Here is a 21,877-nt window from a genome sequence, read left to right on the forward strand (position 1 = left end):
AAAATCAGTTAGAAAACGCATCCCTTGCGTTTAAATAATAGGAGGAAATTTTAATGAGCAAAATTATCGGTATTGACTTAGGAACAACAAACTCTTGTGTTTCTGTACTTGAAGGTGGAGAACCAAAAGTAATTCCAAATCCAGAAGGTAATCGTACAACACCATCTGTTGTCGCATTTAAAAATGGCGAACGTCAAGTTGGTGAAGTAGCAAAACGTCAATCAGTAACAAACCCGAACACAATTATTTCCATTAAATCAAAAATGGGTACAGCTGAAAAAGTAACAGTGGAAGATAAAGACTATACGCCACAAGAAGTATCAGCAATGATTCTTCAATACTTAAAAGGCTATGCAGAAGATTACTTAGGTGAGAAAGTAACAAAAGCAGTTATTACAGTTCCTGCTTACTTTAATGATGCACAGCGCCAAGCGACAAAAGACGCTGGTAAAATTGCCGGCCTTGAAGTAGAGCGTATTATCAACGAGCCAACTGCTGCTGCACTTGCGTACGGCTTAGACAAACAAGACCAAGATCAAAAAGTTTTAGTATTTGACCTTGGTGGTGGTACATTTGACGTTTCTATTCTTGAATTAGGTGACGGTGTCTTCGAAGTATTAGCAACTGCTGGTGATAATAAACTAGGTGGGGACGATTTTGATGACGTGATTATCGACTATCTAGTAGCTGAATTCAAAAAAGAAAATGGCATTGATTTATCAAAAGATAAAATGGCGATGCAACGCTTAAAAGATGCAGCTGAAAAAGCGAAAAAAGATTTATCTGGTGTAACTTCAACACAAATTTCTTTACCTTTCATTACAGCAGGTGAAGCAGGTCCATTACACCTAGAAATTTCTTTAACACGTGCAAAATTCGACGAAATTACTTTACCATTAGTAAATCGTACAGTAGGTCCAGTACGTCAAGCATTATCTGATGCAGGCCTTTCAACATCTGAAATCGACCAAGTTATTTTAGTTGGTGGTTCAACACGTATTCCAGCAGTACAAGAAGCAGTACGTAAAGAAACTGGTAAAGAGCCTCACCGTGGAGTAAACCCTGACGAGGTTGTTGCAATGGGTGCTGCTGTACAAGGTGGCGTATTAACTGGTGATGTGAAAGACGTTGTTCTACTTGACGTAACACCACTTTCACTTGGTATTGAAACAATGGGTGGCGTGTTCACAAAATTAATTGACCGTAACACAACAATCCCTACTTCAAAATCACAAGTATTCTCTACAGCAGCTGACAACCAACCAGCAGTAGACATCCATGTTCTACAAGGTGAGCGTTCAATGGCAGCTGATAATAAAACATTAGGTCGCTTCCAATTAGCAGACATTCCACCGGCACCACGTGGTGTACCTCAAATCGAAGTAACATTTGATATTGATAAAAACGGTATCGTATCTGTAAAAGCGAAAGACCTTGGTACAAACAAAGAGCAAACAATTGTGATCCAATCTGATTCTGGTCTATCTGAGGAAGATATTGAACGCATGGTAAAAGATGCTGAAGCAAATGCAGAGGCAGATGCTAAACGTAAAGAAGAAGCAGATCTTCGTAATGAAGCAGATCAACTAGTGTTCCAAGTAGACAAAACAATTGCTGATCTAGGTGAGCAAATTACAGAAGACGAGAAAAAATCTGTTGAAGATGCTCGCGATGAATTGAAAAAGGCGCTTGAAGCTGGTGAATTAGAGGGCATTAAATCTGCTAAAGAAAAACTAGAAGGCGTTTTACAGCCACTAGTAATGAAAGTATATGAACAGGCTGCAGCAGCTGCTCAAGCAGCTCAAGGTGGCGAAGCAGGTGCAGACACTGGCGCTGGTAAAAAAGATGACGGTGTTGTAGACGCTGAATTCGAAGAAGTAAAAGACGATAAATAAGAGTTAACACAGTTAAGTGAAAAGCCAAAGACCGCTTGCGGCTTTGGCTTTTCTCTTTATTAAAAGCGGTATGATAAGCTCTAAATAGTAACTGAGAACAATATGTTTCTCATTTATTAATAAATAATTTACAACAAAAATAGAGGCAGTTTATTTAACTGCATGGTACAATAGATTTTATGCAAAAAGAGCGGAGTGTGAATGATGGAAAAACGCGATTACTACGAGGTGCTTGGGTTAACCAAATCAGCTTCAAAAGATGATATTAAAAAAGCATATCGTAAATTATCAAAACAATATCACCCTGATTTAAATAAAGAACCAGGTGCAGATGAAAAATTCAAAGAAATCGCTGAAGCTTATGAAGTGCTAAGTGATGATCAGAAGAAGGCGCGCTACGATCAATTTGGTCATGAGGATCCAAATGCTGGCTTTGGTGGTGGTGGCTTCGGAGGAGGCGGCTTTGGCGGCTTCGAGGATATTTTCAGCTCATTCTTTGGTGGTGGCGGTCGTCGTCAGGACCCGAATGCACCACGCAAGGGTGATGATCTACAATATCGTATGAATATTAAATTTGAAGAAGCGATTTTCGGGAAAGAAACAGAAATCGAAATTCCGAAGGATGAAACCTGCGATACTTGTCATGGTTCGGGTGCAAAACCAGGAACTAAACCAGAAACATGTTCAACATGTAATGGTGCTGGTCAAGTAAATCAAGCTGTGGATACGCCATTTGGCCGTATGATGAATCGTCGTACTTGTTCAACATGTCATGGTACTGGAAAGATCATTAAAGAAAAATGTTCAACATGTCGTGGAGAAGGAAAAGTACAAAAACGTAAGAAAATTAAAGTAACAATTCCAGCAGGGGTTGACGATGGCCAACAAATTCGTGTAACGGGTCAGGGAGAGCCAGGTATAAACGGAGGACCAGCGGGAGATTTATATATAATGTTCCGTGTGCAAGGGCATAATGAGTTTGAACGTGATGGCGACGATATTTATTATGAACTGAAGCTAACATTCCCTCAAGCAGCTCTTGGTGATGAAATTGAAGTACCAACTGTTCATGGGAAAGTAAAATTACGAATTCCAGCAGGGACACAGTCAGGTGCTCAATTCCGCCTTAAAGACAAAGGTGTAAAAAATGTACATGGCTATGGTACTGGTAATCAATATGTTACTGTCAAAGTTGTCACACCAGAAAAGGTAACAGAAAGACAAAAACAACTGCTACGCGAATTTGCGGAAATTAGTGGTGATATTCCTGAGGAACAAGGAAGCTCACTATTCGATAAAATCAAGAAAAAATTCCAAGGCGAATAATTAGAGGAGCTGAAGAGCTACGTGAAGTGGTCAGAGTTATCCATTCATACCAAGAATGAAGCGGTAGAGGCAATTTCGAATATTTTGCATGAGGCTGGAGCAAGTGGTGTTGTTATTGAAGATTCGGCTGAATTTGCTAAGCCACGAGAAGATCAATTTGGTGAAATTTATGCACTAAATGAAGCGGATTTTCCCAAAGATGGTGTTATTATTAAGGCTTACTTATCGGAGTCTAGCTTTTTAAATGAAACAGTGGAAGAAATTAAAGCGGCTATCACAAATCTAACGAACTTTAATATCGATATAGGGGAGAATGTAGTATCGATTGTAGAAGTAAATGAGGAAGATTGGGCAACAGCTTGGAAGCAATACTATCATCCTGTGAAAATTTCTGAACGCTTTACAATTGTGCCAACCTGGGAAGATTATACTCCAGTATCAACAGATGAATTAATTATCGAATTAGATCCTGGTATGGCATTTGGTACTGGAACACACCCAACAACTGTGATGTGCCTGCAAGGGCTTGAAAGGGTTGTAAAAGAGGGAGACACAGTTATCGATATTGGTACGGGTTCTGGTGTTCTTTCTATTGGTGCCGCATTACTTGGAGCTAAAAGTGTTCATGCGCTTGATTTAGATGAAGTAGCAGTACGCTCAGCACAAGAAAATGTTGTGTTAAACAAAGTTGAGGATACAGTATCTGTATTTCATGGAAACCTATTGGATACAGTGAAGGAGCCGGCCGATGTCGTTGTTGCCAATATCTTAGCAGAAATTATTATATCCTTTACTGACGATGCATTTTCAATTGTCAAACCAGGTGGATTATATGTCACTTCAGGCATCATTGGCGCAAAACGGGATGATGTCAAAGCAGCACTAGAAGCTTCAGGCTTTGTCATTGAAGAAGTATTACTAATGGAAGACTGGGTCGCAATCATCGCCCGTCGTCCACAATAAATGGATTGAGAAAGCGCCAAATCGTGAGCCGAGTGTTTGTGATTTGGTGTTTTCTCTTCTTTATAGAAAGGAATGTGTACCATGCAGCGTTATTTTATTGAAACCTCTATTGAAAAAGCACGAATTAGTGGAGAAGATGCACATCATATTGAACGAGTAATGCGAATGAAGGAAGGTGACAAAATTGTAGTAGTGGCACAAGATAATGCCCACATCTGTACAATTGTAGCCTTTGAAGGAGATGGGGTAGTTATACAGCCTACTGGGGAGATGATTCCTTCTCCTGAGCTACCTGTTCAAGTTACAGTTGCCTGTGGATTGCCAAAAGGTGATAAATTAGAGCTTATTACACAAAAAGCAACAGAGCTTGGCATGTTTGCCTTATTGCCTTTTGAAGCAGAGCGTTCCATTGTAAAATGGGATAAAAAGAAGGGGGTAAAAAAGCAAGAGCGTCTGCAAAAAATTGCAAAAGAGGCCGCTGAACAATCTCATCGTACACATATACCAGAAATTTATGAACCAATTTCTTTTAAGCAGCTAGTAAATCAAGTGAGCAATTTTGACGCCGTTTTTATCGCAGATGAAGAAGATGCCAAGTCGATAAAACGTACAAGATTTGCGGAAAAGCTAAAAAACGCTTACGATAAAAAATCGAATTCAATTCTTATTATCTTTGGTCCAGAAGGCGGCATTGCTAGAAAAGAAGCGGATGCTCTGTTGCAAGCTGGAGCCCAAACGATGTCTTTAGGCCCCCGAATTTTACGAGCAGAAACTGCGCCACTTTATGCACTGTCTGCAATATCCTATGAATTTGAATAAAAAATGCCGCCTTGTCAAAAATGAGAATATGTTATAGTGCGTATTGGCTAAAAGACGAGGCATGGGCAAAACCACTTAAAAAACTGTTTTAAGTGGTTTTTTCACTTTTATAATATAGGGTCTTACTAAAATTTGAGTCAGTAATATTTTGCAAAATATGATGAGAAAATAAATAAAAATTTTGAGTCAAGAGAAAATTCAACAAAAATCCCTTTTATTAAAATATAGAAAAAACAAGTATAACGTCCATACATAGATATTATTGATACATATTCTAACGATAGGAGAGCTCCCTAATACTAAAAAAATGAAAAGAGGGAATTTTTTTGAGTGAACAATTAGAAAATCAAATGCTACCTTGTCCGGTAACATCAACTGAACAAATTCCATTAACTAGTGAAATTACTCCAGTAGTTGCTACACCACTTACGACTCCAACAATTAAAGTTCCAGTTGTACTTGCAGAACCAACACTTCAAATCGTTGTGGAGTCAGATATTACGCTTTCTCCTGCAGCAACTGAAATCAAAAGAGTGAAAAAAAATGTATTCCTAAATCAAGTTAAATTGGTTCCAGTGAGCTTTGCACGTATTGCGGGCACTGACTTTTTTAGAGTAACAAGAGCTAAATTATTTGTAGCAGGACATATTCGTAAAAATATCGAATATGCTTCATCAGCATGTAGTGGAGCACTTCGAGATAGAATTGCCGATGTTGCGTTTTCTGGTTTTACAGACCTTACGTTCCCACAAACACCTGGGGGATCTACTCCAATCTTAGGCATTTCCGAGTTTGCCGAAGCGAACTTCCTGAATGAAGCGACGCAAATGGACGCTCGATTGGATAAGGCTTTCTTCCAAAACCTTGTTAAATACAATGAACAACCATTTGGAGAATTAGTAGCAGCGAACTTCTTTGAACTTGATTTTTCGCCAATTATGACATCACCAGAAGGTACGTTTAGCACATTACGTGAAAAAATCGTACTCGAACTGACTGTAAAAGTAATTCAAGTTCAACAAGTCCGCCTTGGTGCTGGCAGTAGTGTAATAACTCCTGTTCTTACAGGGCTTACTCCTCCAGTTAGTCCTACTATCAATCCTCCTATTAATCCACCTTCCGAACCTTGTTAATCTATCTTTAATTACTAGAGAATCAAAATAGATAAGCGTCATTCAAGGTCACGGATAAAAATCCAATATTTGAGTTGGCAGTCGAGGGTTCGATTTAGTCGAATTTTCAACTGCCTTTTTTGCTATTAAAAAATTGTCGTGTGAAACAACGTGCTCAGTGACAAAAGTAAAAGTTAAGCATAGTATGAATTGTAATAATAAGTACAGTGAAAAGAATAGGCGTTATATTATGAAGTAGAACTCAAATCCTTAATATATAGAACAATGAGGAATTATCGATTTGTCAAAACATTTTTTGGGAGTGAATGAATGAAAACTCCATGGATTAACTTTAGAGGGATGAAGGAAGTATCCTCCAAGCAAAATAAATACACGGATTGGACGTATCAACCTAAACCATCTCATTTAGATTCTGCTTTTGGTGAAAATGATGATACCAGAAATGGGGATGAATCTAGCCATGAATTACTAATTTCTTCAAGAAGTAATGTTGAAGAAGAAACCAATCCCCTACCTGATAACGTGGAGGTTGATGAATGGAGTCCAGTGGAAGAGCTGGATTTAACATTACTTATTCCTGAAACGGTTGTTGAGGAAGAAATCGATCATTTCTCCGATACTCAAATAGAAGATGAAATGAATCCAGTGAAAGATTTAGATTTAGCAACCAATTTAGATTCCAATCATGGACTACTTAATCCTCTAGAAATTAATGATGGGGAAGATGTCCATGCTCTCCCTGATCCCGAAGAGACAGAGGAAATGAATTCTATAGAAGAACCAGATTTAACATCTCAAGTAGATCCTAATCAATCATATGGTGAGAATAAAAATGATGAAGGGGAAAACCTTTCTACAGTTACACCTTTTCCTGAGCCTGTGCAAGGAGAAGTATGTTCTATAACCCAAAAAAGCTCATTTTCTACATATGTTGAAATTAATGATTTTCTCCATGCTCCTATCTGTGGTGAAAATGTTCAAAATACATTTGAATTTCTTGATTTAAACAATAAACAAATTCCCCAATTTGAAACTAAGCTATTTCATACTATAACGGATTATCCTGAGCAGCCGGATTGTCGATTGGCTCGCTCAAAAATTAATAAAATTGTATTTTTAATGAAAACAGATATCCATCCTAAAAATAATCAGAAAAATAATCTGCTTAAATCAGTTGTAGTCCCCTTACATAATTCACAATCAATTAACAAAGATGGAGTAAATAATCATTCGTACAGTACCGAAGATTTTATGCATATTAGAGTTCCAGTTGTAGTTGGGGAATATAAAATCGAAATATGTCTCGAAGAATTTATGATATTTGAAAAAGGAATTGTGGAGATTAAAGATATCTCGAGTGAGGTAGTACTAACCAATTGTAGATTCGTACCTAATCGTTTTTCCAAATCATTAGGTAATGGAACATGTACAGCATTAAAGGGGAATTTATTTATAGAAGGTTATATTCATCAGAATATTGAGTATATAAGTTCTCATACCGGGGATGAAATACCTGTACAAAATAAAGAATTTATTCATTCGAATCAATTGTGCCAAAATATAGTATTAGATTTAATCATTCATATGTTTCAAGTACAGAAAATACAGGTTAGTATGGCAAACAGAGTCTAGAGGATAATTGAAATCTTATATGTTAGCTCAAAACCCTTTTTAAAAATCAGTAAAATACTAGTATATACGTCCATGTATAGATATAACCGCTACATATTCTAGTTATATAAAGAGCGCTCTTTAATACTAAAAAAATGAAAAGAGGGAATTTTTTTGAGTGAACAATTAGATAATCAAGTTAGTCAATTCGAACCTTGTCCGGTAGCATCAACTGAACAAATTCCATTAACTAGTGAAATTACTCCAGTAGTTGCTACACCACTTACGACTCCAACAATTAAAGTTCCAGTTGTACTTGCAGAACCAACACTTCAAATCGTTGTGGAGTCAGATATTACGCTTTCTCCTGCAGCAACTGAAATCAAAAGAGTGAAAAAAAATGTATTCCTAAATCAAGTTAAATTGGTTCCAGTGAGCTTTGCACGTATTGCGGGCACTGACTTTTTTAGAGTAACAAGAGCTAAATTATTTGTAGCAGGACATATTCGTAAAAATATCGAATATGCTTCATCAGCATGTAGTGGAGCACTTCGAGATAGAATTGCCGATGTTGCGTTTTCTGGTTTTACAGACCTTACATTCCCACAAACACCTGGGGGACCTACTCCAATCTTAGGCATTTCCGAGTTTGCTGAAGCGAACTTCCTGAATGAAGCGACGCAAATGGACGCTCGATTGGATAAAGCTTTCTTCCAAAACCTTGTTAAATACAATGAACAACCATTTGGAGAATTAGTAGCGGCAAACTTCTTTGAACTTGATTTTTCGCCAATCTTGACATCACCAGAGGGAACGTTCAGCACTTTACGTGAAAAAATTGTATTGGAATTGACTGTAAAAGTACTACAAGTTCAACAAGTCCGCCTTGGTGCTGGCAGTAGTGTAATAACTCCTGTTCTTCTAGGACTTACTCCTCCTACTAGCCCTTAATAGTTTTAAATTTTTGAGAAACACAACAAATAAAAATATTAGTAGTGCAAATCATGGCCAAGGTTTGTACTACTATTTTTTATGGCAATAAAAATGTTTGACTTAAAATAAGACCACCTACACAAGCTTATGGGAAGCATTTTAGTAGGTTGGGTCGTTAAACATTAGAGGATAAATACTAAACATTAAGTTAAGGCTAGCCAAAAAGCTAGGCTCATTATATTTATTTGTGTTATCATAAATCACTTTCTAAAAATAAGTACATCAAAAAAATTTAATAGTGAAGAAGCAAATTGTAATTGAGATGTTGAAAGGATGATATAAATTATGAGTAACGAGCGATCAAAAATCGTGAGTTTCCATACTCTAGGTTGTGGGGAAGTATACAGAGATATGATTGCGTAGGAATGTAGTGGTATCAAGGCTTCAACTGCATGGCAAAATCACTTAAAATGGTGGCTTTAAGTGATTTTTTCATTGTAATGATAGCGCGTTGATACAGATTGTCCTGTTTTTACAATAAGATCACGCTCAAGTAATTCCGCTAATAACGTGAAGATTCCATCACGGGAAATGTTAGTAGCTTTTTGCAGATCGGCACGTGAAGCGGGTCCATTTTCTTTCAAATAGTCCAATACTGCACTTTCGTAAAGTCTAAACTGCATTCGAGTTGATGCTACGGATTCGCTTTGTAAAAGAGACTTATATGCAAAGGTATGTGTGATACCATTCTTAAATGTAATTGATTGCACACGTTTATCTAAGACAATAATATTATAAATTACAGTATGAATAAAATCAGATAATGCTTCTCTGCCAACTGATTCTGACAAGGCTCTATAATCAACATTGCGTGCCTGCTGCATCTCTTTAGTAATTAAAAAATGCTGCCCATTATCAATAAATGTATCACTTGATTTATTATTATTTTTTTGATTTAACGTATTAATATCGACTTCAATTTCTTCTAGTCTTTCCCGAAGGTCACGCTTTTTAAAAATATAATCCTTCTGGCTAATGCCATCCTCACCGAATAAATATAAATCCTCTAATCGAGCTAATGCTTTTTCATACTTCACTTTTTCTTTGTTTAACCTTTCAATTTCTAGATCAGGAATAACCTGTTCATCGTTTGTAGCCAAAGAATATTCATGTCCTGACAAACCATTAGTAAGCGCAAAATATGTTTCTTTAAGTGATTCATTATCAATACCAACTACATCAGTAAATTCATTACCACGAAGTAACGCTCGTTCTATATCACGTATTGAATGACTTGGAGTGATTCGCTCTTGGAGCCTAATTAAATTTGATACATAGTTAAAAATAAATGGACCAATAATAATATCACTCACATAGTTGCTACATCTTTTAGCTCCACCGGACGTAACACAAGTATAGCGTGATGGACGAAAACCATCTTTGCGTGGTGAATCTAAGCCAGCCGTAAGCAAAGCATTACATTTTCCACAATAAAGCATTTTAGAAAAGATGTGCTTATGAATATCGGCACGTTGGACATCAGTTAAGCCTCTATAGTTGTCCGAAAGTAGTCTATTAACCCGTTCAAATTGCTCTTTTTCAATGATGCCAGGATGATTATTTTCAACGATTACCCATTCATCTTTATTTTTTAGTCTTCGACTACCATCACTTTCACGCATGTTGTAGCGGTATGTACCAATATAGAAGGGGTTACGTAAAATATCCCGAACTGTTTTAGCTGTCCATTGTCCATTACGTTTTGTAGCTATATTTTCCTCATGTAAACGATATGCTACTTTTAAAGTTGAGCGTAATGATTCGTACAAATTGTAAATGTATTGGACTATTTTTGTTTCTTTAGGATCTACCACAGGAAACTTTTCTTCATCTGACCACACGTAACCAATCGGTACAGTGGAGCCATTCCATAAACCTTTTTCAGCACGAGAGAGCATGATTGAAAATACACGTTCCGCAGTCAGTTGACGTTCTAATTCTGCAAACACTAAGATGATTTTTAGCATTGCTTCGCCCATTGCTGTAGATGTATCAAACTGCTCGTTTTTTGATACGAATGTAACCTTGCATCCTTTTAATTCTTCATACATCTCCGAAAAGTCTTTTAAATTACGTGAAATCCTATCAATCTTCCACACAAGTAAATGTGTAAATTCACCTTTTCGGATTCGCTGCATCATTTCTTGATATTTAGGACGGTCAGTATTCTTGGCCGAATAGCCAGCGTCCTCAAAAACTTCAACATCTTCAATATTCAAAGCGTATTTCGCATAATTTTCTAATTCCTGTCGTTGGAAAGGTAAAGAGTCTTTATCGATTTGATGTAATGTACTCACTCGAACATATAATGCTGCTTTTGTTTTTTTCATTGGAAATCACACCTTTTCATAAAGAAAGAGCAAGACAAAAAGCTCGCTCTCTTTTCTTTTTAATTAATTTGCAAATTAATTAATACCTCTTATCATTTTAAAGTCCAATGTGTGGAATTTCTTAACTTGTTTCGAGCTTTTGTGAGACTAATGATGTTTGTACCTTTTTCTCAGCTTCTAATTCTTGACGATAACGTTTTAATTCAGCCTCAATGTCATCTTCATCAGTAGTAGCAACTGTTTCTGTGTGCTTTGCAAAAAGTTGCTGTGCAGTTGCAAGAATACTTTGACGCACATCTTTATTTAAGTCCATATAGCTTTTAATGATGTCCAGCTCTAATTCAGTGAGCTGGTTTTTTTGTGCATATTCATCCAATGAAAAAGTAGCAGGTTGGACAAACATCTCGCCTTTTCCTGTGCGAAGCCATTCCTCGTTTACGTTGAATTCATGGCACATTTGTGCAATGTACACGTCTCGAATTGTACGTTTTCCATTCTCCATCAATGTTAATGCAGATTGGGAAATCCCTATTTTTTCACTAAATTCTTTCTGATTCATTTCTAGAGTTTTTCTTAAAACTTTTAGGCGTTCATTCACTTTTCCCACCTCCTCTATTTAAACAATAACTATTATTTTATGACAATGCAATATTTTTAATTAAGAAGTCTTGACTTTTTAAATACAATGTCATAAATTAATAATACAAAGTAATAAAACGAGGTGAGTAAATTGAGCGAAAGAATACTCGCAATAGAAGAAAAAGAAGCGGTTGAACAAGTAGGAGCTTACTTAAAAATGTTGACACCTCAACAGAAGCGGGAATTTGCATTATTGATTCGAGGTGCCATTGTAACTATGCAGTTAGTGGAACGTAAGGGCAAACAATCTGAATCATCAGCATAGAGGTGGTTCTTCTATTAATAACTGAAATCAAAGCGCTGTGATACCGAGCCAATGACGGTATAGTCGTAACTTATAGCTGATATGACGGTAGCAACGTTATACAAAAATGAAAGGAATGGTGGGAAATGAATGGAAAACTAGCTAACACACCAGAAGTAAAACGGGAAACTCCAAAAGAGTATTTATTAAGAAAATACCCTCCAAATGTAACAGATTTACATGGTGCATATGGACAAGACTTTTGGGAGAATTGTGATTTTGAAAAAGCACAGGAGCTTTCTAATAAAGTGATTGAATTATTTAAGAATGAGGACATGACGTATACAGACGCATACGCCATGCTTGGATACATTCGCATTGATCTCGAATATCGTTCTAATCAACTAAATCTGTAATATCAATAATCGACACAACATTTATCGTTTGATTTTCAAGGTTAATAAATGGAAGTTTAGTGTTACTGTCTAATTTTTGAGCATTTAGCAAATATGGATAAATTGGAGATTCATCAGATTTTATATCTGCAAAATCCACTATTTTAAATATTGTATTAAATAATAAATCGAATGTGGAAATTTTTTTAAAGGGATTACTATAAAATCCACCTTTGTTAGTCTGCTTAGTAAATGCATCCGTAATTTTTTTGAAAAATGCAGTGGCGCTTGGGCCATCTGAGTAAAAACGATAATAGTTAACATCTCCATCATCGTCTATGAAATGTTGTGTTGGAGCGTGATTTTGATAATTTAAAAAATCACCATACCAATACGATCCGTTTAATTCAATAACAAGTTTCAATTCTTTGTTGTGGAAAATAAAGTCTTTGCAATTAACTATTTTATTTAGTAAAAAATCTGCGGCTTGTACTTGTTGGATTGTATACATTTGAGTCACCTCCTTTGGGAGATTATATCAAATTTTAGTATTTTTTGGTTGATGATTATTTAGTGTACATGAGGCAGCAATGTCAAATCATTTTGGAAATGGGGCGAGAAAAATGGGGACTACAACAAAACAAAGATCAAATGATGTGCAATTGGAAAAACTCAAACAGGCTCTGGCTAAACATGGTATTTACAATGAGGAACAATTAAACGAAGAAATTCGCAAAATGAAGCCTTTAAATATTGGGTGTATGGTATCTCCGGTACCGAAAAAACATGAATAATACCTAGTCAATGACACTAAAAACCTTTAATTAATTGAATATTTAATTTTCAGGAAGGTGGAACAAAAATGATAGAACAATTACAGCAAGCCTATACGCAAGGCTTAAAAAATCTAGTATTTATTGATTTCAAAAATAAAAACATTATTGGAGACACAATGACTTTGGAATTAGAGCTAAGTAAAGAAAGAGCCTGTGGTCAGGACTTAATAACAGCTATGAATCTTCATTTCTACAATGGTAATTATGACTTAGCACAAGAGTGTGCAGAGGTTTTAGTAGGTAGGTTAGATTACATCAAAAGCTTAGAGGGGCAAATAAAAGAGCAGCGTCGCAACAAATTATTTGATATTGCTAGCCAGTTAAAAAAGCAAGGCAAATTCGAAGAGGTAAGGGTTAATGGTATAAAAAAACTGCTTAATCGCTCTAACGATTAAACAGCACCTAAACATCAGAAATTTAACTTGTTTCTATTGTATCACAAAATTTGAAAGGAGCGCTATTATGCGAACAAAACGTCCACGAAAATTCACTCGTGCAGAAAAAATGTATCTCAGTAGTATCAGATTGAATTGTAATAATTGGCTGTTTGTATCAGCAGATGATGATTTCTGGAACATCAAGAATAAAGAAAAGGGTCACATCAAAAGAGTGCCAGTTCCAACAAAATAAAAAATTGCTAACTACCGCAAATAGTTAGCAACCTGAAAATCCTTGCCGTACTTATGAGAGGTACGGCTTTATTTGACTAATGCCAAACACCTTATAGCTAGAATAACAGCTTTCATGGCAAATAGTCAATTAGCGTCCTTGTAATGGATATTAGATTTACGACCATAATCAAAAATTAACAAGGATACTAGATTATTAACACATCGGGAGAGAGTAGCCATGAAGAATAAACAGCATAAGGTGAAACATGTTTTAGCAGCATATGAAGAAGCATTTAGTGAGTCAGAATTAACTAAAATGCATGAAGTTAGCTTACTGGATAGAGCTATTGCTGGCTATCGCGTGAAAAGCATTTGGTGTGGTTCCGTTTTAGAGGTGGAAGCGTATCCATATTGGAAGATACCTCAAAGGAAACGTGTAAAGACTGATAAAAACAGCAGTAAGGCGCAAGAAAGGTTAAATGAAAAAAATAGACAAAAACATGTGGTTAGATTATTGAATACAAATTTTCGTCCCTACCATGATTTATACATGACGTTCACATATGCAGATAAGAATGTACCAGAGGATTATGAGCAAGCAAAAAGAGATATGACAAATCTATTAAAACGTATGAAGTATTGGCTAAAGAAACAGGAAAAGTATGCAGATTTCGAGTTGAAATATATTTATACAACAGAACATACACGGAACGGGCAAAAAGTGCGTGCACATCACCATATGGTAACAAACTTCCCTAATCGAGAAGTAGCAGAAGAGTTGTGGAGTAGAGGGCGGGCTCAATCAGAACGTTTAGTAGACGATGATTTAGGTTTTAAAAAGCTAGGAGAGTACCTAGTTAAGGAAAAAGGAGAAAAGACAAGAAAAGGATATACACCTTCACGCAATTTAAAGCAGCATACTAAAGTGACGATTTCAGATACAAAATTAACACGAAGAAAAGCTACTAAAATAGCAACAGAAGAAAATAGTGCACAAGAAATCTTTGAAAAAATGTATAAAAATTATCAATTCAAACAAATGAATGTGTCATTTTCGGATTATGTAAGTGGTGCATATATAAATGTGTACATGAAGCGGATTGACACGCCAATAAATCATAAAAGGAGAAGAACAATAAATGACGATGAAGACGATCAGCATTATTAATTTAAAAGGTGGGGTAGCTAAAACAGTTTCAGCTATCAATATCGCATACACACTAGTAGCTGTGCATGGGAAGCGTGTATTGCTCATTGATAACGACAAGCAGGGTAATACATCTAAGTTTTTCGGGCTGTATGATCCTGAGAGTAAGTTTGGGTTATCAGAGTTATTAACAGATAAAAAGATGGATGTGGATAACGTCATTCAAAAAACGGCTTATGAGGGTCTAGACATTATTACTTCCAACATGAATCTGTTAAGAACAAATAAAGAAATCTTGATGGATGTGTCACGCCCGCAGCAAACACGACTACGTAAAAAACTGAAAAAAGTAAGAGAGCAATATGATTACTGCATTATTGACAATGCCCCAGATATAAACATGACAGTAGTAAATGCATTAGTAGCTTCTGATGATGTGCTAGTACCAATCAAAATAGATCAGTTCAGTTTTGATGGATTAGAGCAGATATTAGAGCAAATAGAAGATGTAAGTGAGTTTAACAGCGATATTCGTTTGGCAGGTTGTTTTGTCACGATGTATCAGAGGAGCAGCGTGAATCAACAAGGAGTGGAGCTATTAGAGCAACAAGATTATCCGATGTTCTCAACACGTATCAGAAAAACAGTAAAGGTTGATGAAATGACCTTCACTGGAAAGCCATTGTTAGTATATGCGAAGCGGTCAACAGCTTGCGTAGATTATGTAGCCCTAGTAAATGAATATTTGGGATTGTGATAGTTTCGGGCACTTTTTAAGAAGGGAGAAAGCTAATGTCAAAATTCAATCTATCACAGCTTATGAACGTGGAATCAAAGAAGCAAAGTGTTGCCTTTAAGATTGAGCACATACCGTTAGACAGCATACAACCTTCACCAAAGAATAACTACAGTGTTGATGATGTATCAGAGCTTAAAGCGAGTATTGAGCTAATGGGGTTACAACAAAATTTAGTAGTGCGTATCAAAGACGATGGCATGTATGAGTTGATTAGTGGGCACAGACGTTTTAAAGCCATGCAGGAGCTATACAGCGAAGGGAATGAGGATTTTTCCAAAGCACCTTGCAAAATTGTGAAATCAACAGACGACATACAGGCAGAGCTACAGCTCATATTAGCAAATTCAACAACTCGTATTTTAACGGATGCAGAAAAAACGCAACAGGCAGCAAGACTACATGAATTGTTACAAAAATTACAAAACAGTGGTTATCAATTGACGGGGCGCAAACGTGAGATTGTAGCGCAGCTAATGGGCGTGTCATCTGCACAGGTGCAACGTATGGATAGCATTAATAAAAAACTAACTCCTGAACTAAAAGAAGAATTTAGCGAGGGAAATATCAATATAACGACAGCATATGAGTTGTCACGTCTTCCAGAAGACAAACAGCAAGAAGTGTTAACGGAGCAACGAGAGGAAGGCAAACCACTAACACCATCCGTTGCAAAAGAAAAGCGGCAGGAAGTCATAGAGTCAGAGCAAAAAGAAAAGCCAATGACGCATGAATTAGACAGCTACATTGAACAGTTCGAAGACATAGTAAAAGGCTTTAAGACATTTATGTGTGGCTTTGATAACAGGAGCTTTCGAGTAGGCGACATTTTAAAAATAAATGAATATGACCGTGACAAAATACTGTACACAGGGAGATTTGTTGAAGTAAGGGTCATTTATTTACAACAGGGTGGAGAAAACGGACTTCCAGAAGATTTTATCATTATGAGTATTAAAAAAATCAGATAGGGGGCTTATTTGATGAAAAGGCATGAAGAATTATCAATGTATATATGCAACACACAATTTGTTATAAACATTTTCGATAACAACACGCTTACAGAAAAAGAAGCGGTTGTAGAAGCTGGTTCTAAATGGCGTCGAGATGATAAGCAAAAGCGCGGTCTAAGTACCGTGCACTTGCTTAACTTATCAGGCAAGGTAAACGAAGAAATTTTATGGCTTGAAATCGATGAAAAAGTATTAGAAAAGCACTTCCTAAAAATCTGAAAAACTATTGGAGTGATCTCTTTGAGGCAATTAAGTTTTTTTGATGATTTTTCACAATCATCTAGTGCGATTTTTAGAGTAAATGAGACTGTAAAGATCATTGAGGTAAAAAATAATTTGGAAATTCATGGATATCGTAAGCACTATTTTAGCCACGTCATTGGTAAAAAGGGCGTTGTCCAAAAAGTAGATGGTAAATCGGTTCTAGTGAGAATTGGAGTGGATTGCTTAATTAAATAGCTAAAGGGGCAGCCGATGAATCAGGTTACGATGGAGTATTAGCTCACCCTCATGGGGTTGTAGACGATGCAGATGATATTTTAGGTTGGTCAGATGAGCTTTATGTTGCATTTGGCTTTGCAGATAAAAAATTCGAAGAAAAGTGATGCTCCACTAAATAACTGAAGATTTTGTGTAACAAAAAAGACAGGATTATTTATCCTGCCTAGTGTGTAAAGCATTTTCTAACTGTTCAATTTTATATTCTAAATCTGCAATTTTTGAATCTTTTTTCAACTTTTGTTTGGAACCATTTTCAGAGAATAATGGCTTTAAAAATAAATTGATCAATGCGTTAATTACTTCAAGTATAGCAACAGCAAATGTAAATTCTAAAATATTTTTATCCAAAAATGTATAAAAATTTTGGATATTTTCATTTGCAATCTTACCATCAGTTAGACTATTTATTTTCATATACAAAAACAACCATAAAGCCAAGATTGAATAACCAATGACTTTAAACATATCTAATATCTTTTCAAAAATATCATACATTTTTTTATTACCCCTTAAAATATCATACAGACATTTAGGTAATATTCCAATGTATATTTTGAGGATCATGTCAAAAAGAAAATGTGCAGTAAGGAGTGAGGATTTTGGAACAAGAAATAAACGTAATATCAATCAGTGGTGGCAAGGATAGTACAGCTCTTTGGCTACATGCTATTGAACGAGATACACCAAATTTAAAAGTAGTCTTTGCTGATGTTGGAAATGAACACCCAGAGACTTATAAATATGTCGAGTATCTAGAAAAAGAATTAGGACCGATCACAAGAGTTAAGGCTGATTTTTCTAAGCAAATCGAACGCAAACGTGAATATGTGAATACTAAATGGCGTGAAGAAGGAGTTTCAGAAACAATTATTCAAAACGCCTTAGAGGTACTTGTTCCAACAGGACTACCATATTTAGATTTATGCATGTGGAAAGGTCGTTTTCCAGCTTCACAATCGCAATTTTGCACACAAGAACTAAAAATAATACCAATCCTTGACCAAATCTATATGCCTATTTTTGAAGCTGGTGACAAAGTAATTAGTTGGCAAGGTATTAGGGCACAAGAAAGCAGAAGACGTTCTAAAATGGCTGAAATTGAAGAAACTCCAGAAGGATACACAGTTTATAGACCGTTGCTAAATTGGGATGTATACGATGTATTTAAGCAACATGACAAGTTTGGAATTGAACCTAATCCATTATATAAATTAGGAATGGGACGTGTAGGTTGTATGCCTTGTATCAATGCAAAGAAAGAAGAATTATTTGAAATTCAAAGACGATTCCCAGAGGTAGTAGAAAGGATAATTGAATGGGAAAGAATTGTTTCGATGGCTTCAAAGAGGGGATCAGCTACATTTTTCACGAGTGATGAACGAGGTCATGGTATGGAGGACATTGTGGAATGGTCTAAGACTGCAAGGGGGGGCAAGCAGTACGATCTATTAAAACTAACAGAAGAACTGCCAGCATGTTCTAGTATGTATGGATTATGCGAGTAGTTCTGAACACTCTTTTAAAGAAAGGACGTTCAAAACGTCCCTTCTGTTCATTTTAAAATATCATTCACAGTTTTTTCAACCTCACTACAATATTCAGTTTCGTAATTTTCTAAAGTGAAGTTGAAAACATCACCTGTATATTTATGTAACCATTTTTCATATACAAAGACAATGCTTCTGGCCATTTTTAAATCAGGAGTAGCAGAGCGGAAATCCGGCACTCTATGAGCTGCAAATTGATTTCTCCAATCAGTTATTTCACTCCAATAAAAAGAATAATCTTTTTCGTTTAAATTCAATTCAGATAGTATTAGAGATTTTAATTCTTGATTTAGGTTTAGTTTTTTCCAATGAATCTCGTTACTCTTTGCTCCAAACACCATACACCATAAGTTAATGGCTTGAAGATAGTGAGAGTTTATAGTGTATACCCAGAAATCAATTGAACCTTTTTTGCATAAAGAATCGAAATTTTGATGTAAAATTCGGTAACTAGTGTAGTGGAATAGAAAATCTTGAACAGCGTGAATCTGTTCATTAAAGACCTTTTCATTATAATTCAAATTCAACACCCCTTTGCGTATAGGTTATCATGAATTTGAAATTTAGAGAAATATTGCTAGAAGGTGTTCGCGAATTGGGTTGCTGCACAATGTGAACAAAATGTTCAGTTGTTAGCTGCCTATGATTTTTGAATACTATGATACAGTTGCACTCTTTTATGCTACTTTAAATAAAGGAGGGATTTGTATGAATATAACAGGTTTTAAAAAATTTTTAACTCAGCAAAATTCAATTACAAGTAAAACCAAAGCAGTTCAATCCCGGGTTGCAAAAGCTAGTAAAGTTGAACGGGATTTGAAAGTTGATTTAGATGATATTGGTAAAGATGATGAATCGACCTACAACCTACTTCTAAGAATTCGAAATGAAATGAATGAACAAAGAGGTAATTATCAAAATGCAGTTAGAAAATATTATGAGTATAAAAATGGAAAGAGATTTCCCCAACTACGACACTTTAAATAGTTAGATACGCAATAATGTCTTTACACGATACAACTAACTACTGAACAATATGAAGAAATGAAACAATACTTAAAAGGATAATACAAGGGAAAAGATTTGAGAAATAAGTTATATAGAAAGAATACCTTTGTTCGATATTAAATGTATTACTTATTAAGGGTGGTAGTGAATGTGATATTAATTTTATTTATTGTTGTATTTTTGATTGTATTATGTAACGTGATTTATCTTGGGAAATTAAATAAGAACGGGGATGGCTTAAACTTATTTCCTAATTTAAATAGAGGATTAATCATGCTTTTTATAATAATAAGTTATTTTACTTATTTTTCCGAAACAATAAATGGGATAACTTTAATATGTTTAATGATTTCTGCTGTTATAGTCTTAATTATTTGGAGTATTTTTATTTTTAACAAACACAATACTTACTATATCAAGAATACACATCTATTTTTAATTCTTATTATCCTCTTCTTGATAATCATTGATTTAAAGTTACCCATATATGACAAATATGTTGTTGTAAATTATGTTAACCGAGAGACTATTGAAACAGGGGAAAATGCAAATATTTATATGTTAGTAGTAGGAGAGGAGGTTACGCCCAAAGGAGAAACCATTGACTCTGACATCAAAATATTAAGTACGGATAAAGTAAATAATATAACTCGTTACTTCAGTTTGTGTAAAACTTGTCTAACTTATAAATTAGATTTCATATTTAATGATACTCCCTTAGATAAATCTGTTACAAATGCTGAATCTTATTTGGGGCAAGAAACTTCTGGTACAAAATATTTGAAATCATCAAAAAAGTTTTCGGGGGATAGTGCAGGTTTAGCTTTAGTAATAGGAGGATTAATTGAAAAAGGCGAGATACAAAATAAGCAATCAATAGCAATAACGGGTGCTATCGACAATAAAGGTAATGTTTTACCAATAGGAAGAGTAGAGGAAAAAGTACAAATTGCTTATTTAAATAAACATGATTATGTAATTGTTCCAATCGAAAACTATGATGATGCATTAAAAAAAGCAAATGATTTAAATTTATCATTAAAAATATACTCAGTGGGAACTATAGAAGAAGCAATAATGGTAATACAAGAATTAAATTTTCCTACATTATAATCTCAAGTTAACTAAAAACAAAGTCTTTAATCCCTAAATTTCTTAAGGCGGATAAGCAAACATTTGAGGATTTTATAAAAATAGCTGTAGTGCACAACACATTACAGCTCAAAATTGGCTACCCTTTTACGGTTTGTGCTAAAGTATTATATCACAGATTTACAATATTACTTTCCAAAATAACAGATTAAGAAAAGGAGAGTGTGCTAATGAGCAGTATTGCACAAGAACAAATTACTGCTATAGCTGAGGTAGCGATAGCTAAGTTTAATGAACTTCAACAAGAAGAAAAAACTAAGAGATTAGACAGACGGCTTTTTAACACGAAAATATTATTGAAAAATTATCGTCATTTAAAAGTGTACTGTAATGAAATGAAAGAGAATATGGATTTAGAAGATGGGGAGCAAGAAGAAATAATTACTCCCGATAAAGAATACCTTACATTAGAATCCATAAAAAGAAGCGAAGCTCGCACACTTGCTATGATGCGGTTCATTGATAATATGATTAAAGTTTATGAAATGGATTGCAAACATTTAGGGGAAGAAGCGATACGTAGACATGAAACACTATTGCATTTTTATATAAACGATGAAAGAAAGACTTATGCTGAAATAGCGAAGTTGCATAATGTGCATGAACGTACAGCACAAAGGGATTTGAAAGAAGCGGTTCATGCGATGTCAGTACTTTTTTTCGGCACAGATGGATTGCGTTTACAATTGTAGTCATGTCGTAAAGATGTCGTTTTAAAAGCATTTTAAATATTGTATAGTGTAAATGTAGAGTAATTGGATTTACTTTACAACAATAGTCTTCCAATCGACATGAAAAAACCTGTTAAGCAGGCAAACAACTAAATAGACGTTAGCTGGAACGTCAACACTACAGAGTCGCATCTAACTAGGTGTGACTTTTATTATGCCTGAAAGGAAGAAAATGACAGGAATTATT

General features: G+C 35.3%; 26 protein-coding genes. 21 read left to right on the forward strand and 5 right to left on the reverse strand.

What is annotated here, in order from left to right; all coding sequences use genetic code 11:
• Positions 1-53: 53 nt before the first annotated feature.
• From dnaK to AC2CGN_RS09310, 7 genes are all read left to right on the forward strand, one after another.
• Positions 54-1,895 (forward strand): molecular chaperone DnaK, encoded by a 1,842-nt coding sequence (gene dnaK, locus AC2CGN_RS09280; protein WP_283868779.1) that lies wholly within the window; start codon positions 54-56, stop codon positions 1,893-1,895.
• A 204-nt stretch (positions 1,896-2,099) separates the two neighbouring features.
• Positions 2,100-3,221, forward strand: a complete 1,122-nt coding sequence (gene dnaJ / locus AC2CGN_RS09285; RefSeq protein WP_286927377.1) for a molecular chaperone DnaJ — start codon at positions 2,100-2,102, stop codon at positions 3,219-3,221.
• Positions 3,222-3,242: 21 nt separating this feature from the next.
• Positions 3,243-4,184 (forward strand): 50S ribosomal protein L11 methyltransferase, encoded by a 942-nt coding sequence (gene prmA, locus AC2CGN_RS09290; RefSeq protein WP_286927376.1) that lies wholly within the window; start codon positions 3,243-3,245, stop codon positions 4,182-4,184.
• Positions 4,185-4,265: 81 nt separating this feature from the next.
• On the forward strand, positions 4,266-5,003 hold the full coding sequence (locus AC2CGN_RS09295) for a 16S rRNA (uracil(1498)-N(3))-methyltransferase (RefSeq protein WP_429985707.1): 738 nt from the start codon (positions 4,266-4,268) through the stop codon (positions 5,001-5,003).
• Positions 5,004-5,329: 326 nt separating this feature from the next.
• Complete coding sequence (locus tag AC2CGN_RS09300) at positions 5,330-6,136, forward strand: CsxC family protein (RefSeq protein ID WP_286927374.1); 807 nt, start codon at positions 5,330-5,332, stop codon at positions 6,134-6,136.
• Positions 6,137-6,445: 309 nt separating this feature from the next.
• Positions 6,446-7,768 carry a BC_2427 family protein gene (locus tag AC2CGN_RS09305; protein ID WP_484513464.1) on the forward strand — a complete coding sequence of 441 codons (1,323 nt, stop codon included), beginning with the start codon at positions 6,446-6,448 and terminating at the stop codon, positions 7,766-7,768.
• Between the two features lie 153 nt (positions 7,769-7,921).
• Complete coding sequence (locus AC2CGN_RS09310) at positions 7,922-8,698, forward strand: CsxC family protein (RefSeq protein ID WP_429982471.1); 777 nt, start codon at positions 7,922-7,924, stop codon at positions 8,696-8,698.
• A 461-nt stretch (positions 8,699-9,159) separates the two neighbouring features.
• On the opposite strand, the gene AC2CGN_RS09315 is transcribed toward AC2CGN_RS09310, so the two are convergent.
• A complete protein-coding gene (locus AC2CGN_RS09315) occupies positions 9,160-11,070 on the reverse strand; it encodes a recombinase family protein (protein ID WP_484513466.1) in 1,911 nt (636 codons plus the stop codon).
• 121 nt (positions 11,071-11,191) lie between these two features.
• Positions 11,192-11,668, reverse strand: a complete 477-nt coding sequence (locus tag AC2CGN_RS09320; protein ID WP_484513468.1) for a helix-turn-helix domain-containing protein — start codon at positions 11,666-11,668, stop codon at positions 11,192-11,194.
• Between the two features lie 132 nt (positions 11,669-11,800).
• Here AC2CGN_RS09320 and AC2CGN_RS09325 point away from each other — a divergent pair, with 132 nt between their 5' ends.
• Positions 11,801-11,974: a hypothetical protein gene (locus AC2CGN_RS09325; RefSeq protein ID WP_484513470.1), complete on the forward strand. Its 174-nt coding sequence runs from the start codon at positions 11,801-11,803 to the stop codon at positions 11,972-11,974.
• A 125-nt stretch (positions 11,975-12,099) separates the two neighbouring features.
• Positions 12,100-12,369 (forward strand): hypothetical protein, encoded by a 270-nt coding sequence (locus AC2CGN_RS09330; RefSeq protein ID WP_484513472.1) that lies wholly within the window; start codon positions 12,100-12,102, stop codon positions 12,367-12,369.
• Here AC2CGN_RS09330 and AC2CGN_RS09335 read toward each other — a convergent pair.
• Positions 12,350-12,859: a hypothetical protein gene (locus AC2CGN_RS09335; protein ID WP_484513474.1), complete on the reverse strand. Its 510-nt coding sequence runs from the start codon at positions 12,857-12,859 to the stop codon at positions 12,350-12,352. The two genes, AC2CGN_RS09330 and AC2CGN_RS09335, sit on opposite strands and share 20 nt — an antisense overlap.
• Before the next feature lie 79 nt (positions 12,860-12,938).
• Between AC2CGN_RS09335 and AC2CGN_RS09340 the strand changes: the two genes are divergently transcribed.
• The 8 genes from AC2CGN_RS09340 to AC2CGN_RS09375 all read left to right on the forward strand — a co-directional run bounded on the left by AC2CGN_RS09340 (position 12,939) and on the right by AC2CGN_RS09375 (position 17,210).
• Entirely contained in the window at positions 12,939-13,142 is a 204-nt protein-coding gene (locus AC2CGN_RS09340) for a hypothetical protein (RefSeq protein WP_484513476.1), read from the forward strand.
• A gap of 68 nt (positions 13,143-13,210) precedes the next feature.
• Positions 13,211-13,579: a hypothetical protein gene (locus AC2CGN_RS09345; protein ID WP_484513478.1), complete on the forward strand. Its 369-nt coding sequence runs from the start codon at positions 13,211-13,213 to the stop codon at positions 13,577-13,579.
• A gap of 67 nt (positions 13,580-13,646) precedes the next feature.
• A complete protein-coding gene (locus tag AC2CGN_RS09350) occupies positions 13,647-13,814 on the forward strand; it encodes a DUF6906 family protein (RefSeq protein WP_484513480.1) in 168 nt (55 codons plus the stop codon).
• 219 nt (positions 13,815-14,033) lie between these two features.
• Entirely contained in the window at positions 14,034-14,963 is a 930-nt protein-coding gene (locus AC2CGN_RS09355; RefSeq protein WP_484513481.1) for a rolling circle replication-associated protein, read from the forward strand.
• Positions 14,935-15,699, forward strand: coding sequence for a ParA family protein (locus AC2CGN_RS09360; protein ID WP_484513483.1), 765 nt, complete (start codon positions 14,935-14,937; stop codon positions 15,697-15,699). Before AC2CGN_RS09355 ends, AC2CGN_RS09360 begins: the two co-directional genes overlap by 29 nt.
• A gap of 35 nt (positions 15,700-15,734) precedes the next feature.
• Positions 15,735-16,709, forward strand: a complete 975-nt coding sequence (locus tag AC2CGN_RS09365) for a ParB/RepB/Spo0J family partition protein (RefSeq protein WP_484513485.1) — start codon at positions 15,735-15,737, stop codon at positions 16,707-16,709.
• 12 nt (positions 16,710-16,721) lie between these two features.
• Positions 16,722-16,970, forward strand: a complete 249-nt coding sequence (locus AC2CGN_RS09370) for a hypothetical protein (protein WP_484513487.1) — start codon at positions 16,722-16,724, stop codon at positions 16,968-16,970.
• Between the two features lie 21 nt (positions 16,971-16,991).
• On the forward strand, positions 16,992-17,210 hold the full coding sequence (locus AC2CGN_RS09375) for a hypothetical protein (protein WP_484513489.1): 219 nt from the start codon (positions 16,992-16,994) through the stop codon (positions 17,208-17,210).
• A 192-nt stretch (positions 17,211-17,402) separates the two neighbouring features.
• Here AC2CGN_RS09375 and AC2CGN_RS09380 read toward each other — a convergent pair whose 3' ends face one another.
• Positions 17,403-17,747 (reverse strand): hypothetical protein, encoded by a 345-nt coding sequence (locus AC2CGN_RS09380; protein ID WP_484513491.1) that lies wholly within the window; start codon positions 17,745-17,747, stop codon positions 17,403-17,405.
• 95 nt (positions 17,748-17,842) lie between these two features.
• Here AC2CGN_RS09380 and AC2CGN_RS09385 point away from each other — a divergent pair, with 95 nt between their 5' ends.
• Positions 17,843-18,757: a phosphoadenosine phosphosulfate reductase domain-containing protein gene (locus tag AC2CGN_RS09385; RefSeq protein WP_484513493.1), complete on the forward strand. Its 915-nt coding sequence runs from the start codon at positions 17,843-17,845 to the stop codon at positions 18,755-18,757.
• A 47-nt stretch (positions 18,758-18,804) separates the two neighbouring features.
• Here the strand turns inward: AC2CGN_RS09385 and AC2CGN_RS09390 are convergent, their stop codons facing one another.
• The gene (locus AC2CGN_RS09390) at positions 18,805-19,320 is read right to left on the reverse strand and encodes a hypothetical protein (RefSeq protein WP_484513495.1); all 516 of its coding nucleotides are present in this window, start codon (positions 19,318-19,320) and stop codon (positions 18,805-18,807) included.
• Positions 19,321-19,507: 187 nt separating this feature from the next.
• On the opposite strand from AC2CGN_RS09390, the gene AC2CGN_RS09395 reads away from it, so the two are divergent.
• From AC2CGN_RS09395 to AC2CGN_RS09405, 3 genes are all read left to right on the forward strand, one after another.
• Positions 19,508-19,786, forward strand: a complete 279-nt coding sequence (locus AC2CGN_RS09395; RefSeq protein ID WP_484513496.1) for a hypothetical protein — start codon at positions 19,508-19,510, stop codon at positions 19,784-19,786.
• Positions 19,787-19,957: 171 nt separating this feature from the next.
• The gene (locus AC2CGN_RS09400) at positions 19,958-20,920 is read left to right on the forward strand and encodes a S16 family serine protease (RefSeq protein ID WP_484513498.1); all 963 of its coding nucleotides are present in this window, start codon (positions 19,958-19,960) and stop codon (positions 20,918-20,920) included.
• A 209-nt stretch (positions 20,921-21,129) separates the two neighbouring features.
• On the forward strand, positions 21,130-21,651 hold the full coding sequence (locus tag AC2CGN_RS09405) for a hypothetical protein (RefSeq protein ID WP_484513500.1): 522 nt from the start codon (positions 21,130-21,132) through the stop codon (positions 21,649-21,651).
• Positions 21,652-21,877: the final 226 nt, after the last annotated feature.

Source organism: Lysinibacillus sp. DFXJR4 (assembly GCF_057196045.1).

Coding starts and splice junctions, on each gene's coding strand:
- dnaK (WP_283868779.1), top strand. CDS start 54: ATGAGCAAAATTATCGGTATTGACTTAGGAACAACAAACTCTTGTGTT.
- dnaJ (WP_286927377.1), top strand. CDS start 2,100: ATGGAAAAACGCGATTACTACGAGGTGCTTGGGTTAACCAAATCAGCT.
- AC2CGN_RS09295 (WP_429985707.1), top strand. CDS start 4,266: ATGCAGCGTTATTTTATTGAAACCTCTATTGAAAAAGCACGAATTAGT.
- AC2CGN_RS09305 (WP_484513464.1), top strand. CDS start 6,446: ATGAAAACTCCATGGATTAACTTTAGAGGGATGAAGGAAGTATCCTCC.
- AC2CGN_RS09315 (WP_484513466.1), bottom strand. CDS start 11,070: ATGAAAAAAACAAAAGCAGCATTATATGTTCGAGTGAGTACATTACAT.
- AC2CGN_RS09330 (WP_484513472.1), top strand. CDS start 12,100: ATGAATGGAAAACTAGCTAACACACCAGAAGTAAAACGGGAAACTCCA.
- AC2CGN_RS09335 (WP_484513474.1), bottom strand. CDS start 12,859: ATGTATACAATCCAACAAGTACAAGCCGCAGATTTTTTACTAAATAAA.
- AC2CGN_RS09340 (WP_484513476.1), top strand. CDS start 12,939: ATGTCAAATCATTTTGGAAATGGGGCGAGAAAAATGGGGACTACAACA.
- AC2CGN_RS09345 (WP_484513478.1), top strand. CDS start 13,211: ATGATAGAACAATTACAGCAAGCCTATACGCAAGGCTTAAAAAATCTA.
- AC2CGN_RS09350 (WP_484513480.1), top strand. CDS start 13,647: ATGCGAACAAAACGTCCACGAAAATTCACTCGTGCAGAAAAAATGTAT.
- AC2CGN_RS09355 (WP_484513481.1), top strand. CDS start 14,034: ATGAAGAATAAACAGCATAAGGTGAAACATGTTTTAGCAGCATATGAA.
- AC2CGN_RS09360 (WP_484513483.1), top strand. CDS start 14,935: ATGACGATGAAGACGATCAGCATTATTAATTTAAAAGGTGGGGTAGCT.
- AC2CGN_RS09365 (WP_484513485.1), top strand. CDS start 15,735: ATGTCAAAATTCAATCTATCACAGCTTATGAACGTGGAATCAAAGAAG.
- AC2CGN_RS09370 (WP_484513487.1), top strand. CDS start 16,722: ATGAAAAGGCATGAAGAATTATCAATGTATATATGCAACACACAATTT.
- AC2CGN_RS09380 (WP_484513491.1), bottom strand. CDS start 17,747: ATGTATGATATTTTTGAAAAGATATTAGATATGTTTAAAGTCATTGGT.
- AC2CGN_RS09395 (WP_484513496.1), top strand. CDS start 19,508: ATGAATATAACAGGTTTTAAAAAATTTTTAACTCAGCAAAATTCAATT.
- AC2CGN_RS09405 (WP_484513500.1), top strand. CDS start 21,130: ATGAGCAGTATTGCACAAGAACAAATTACTGCTATAGCTGAGGTAGCG.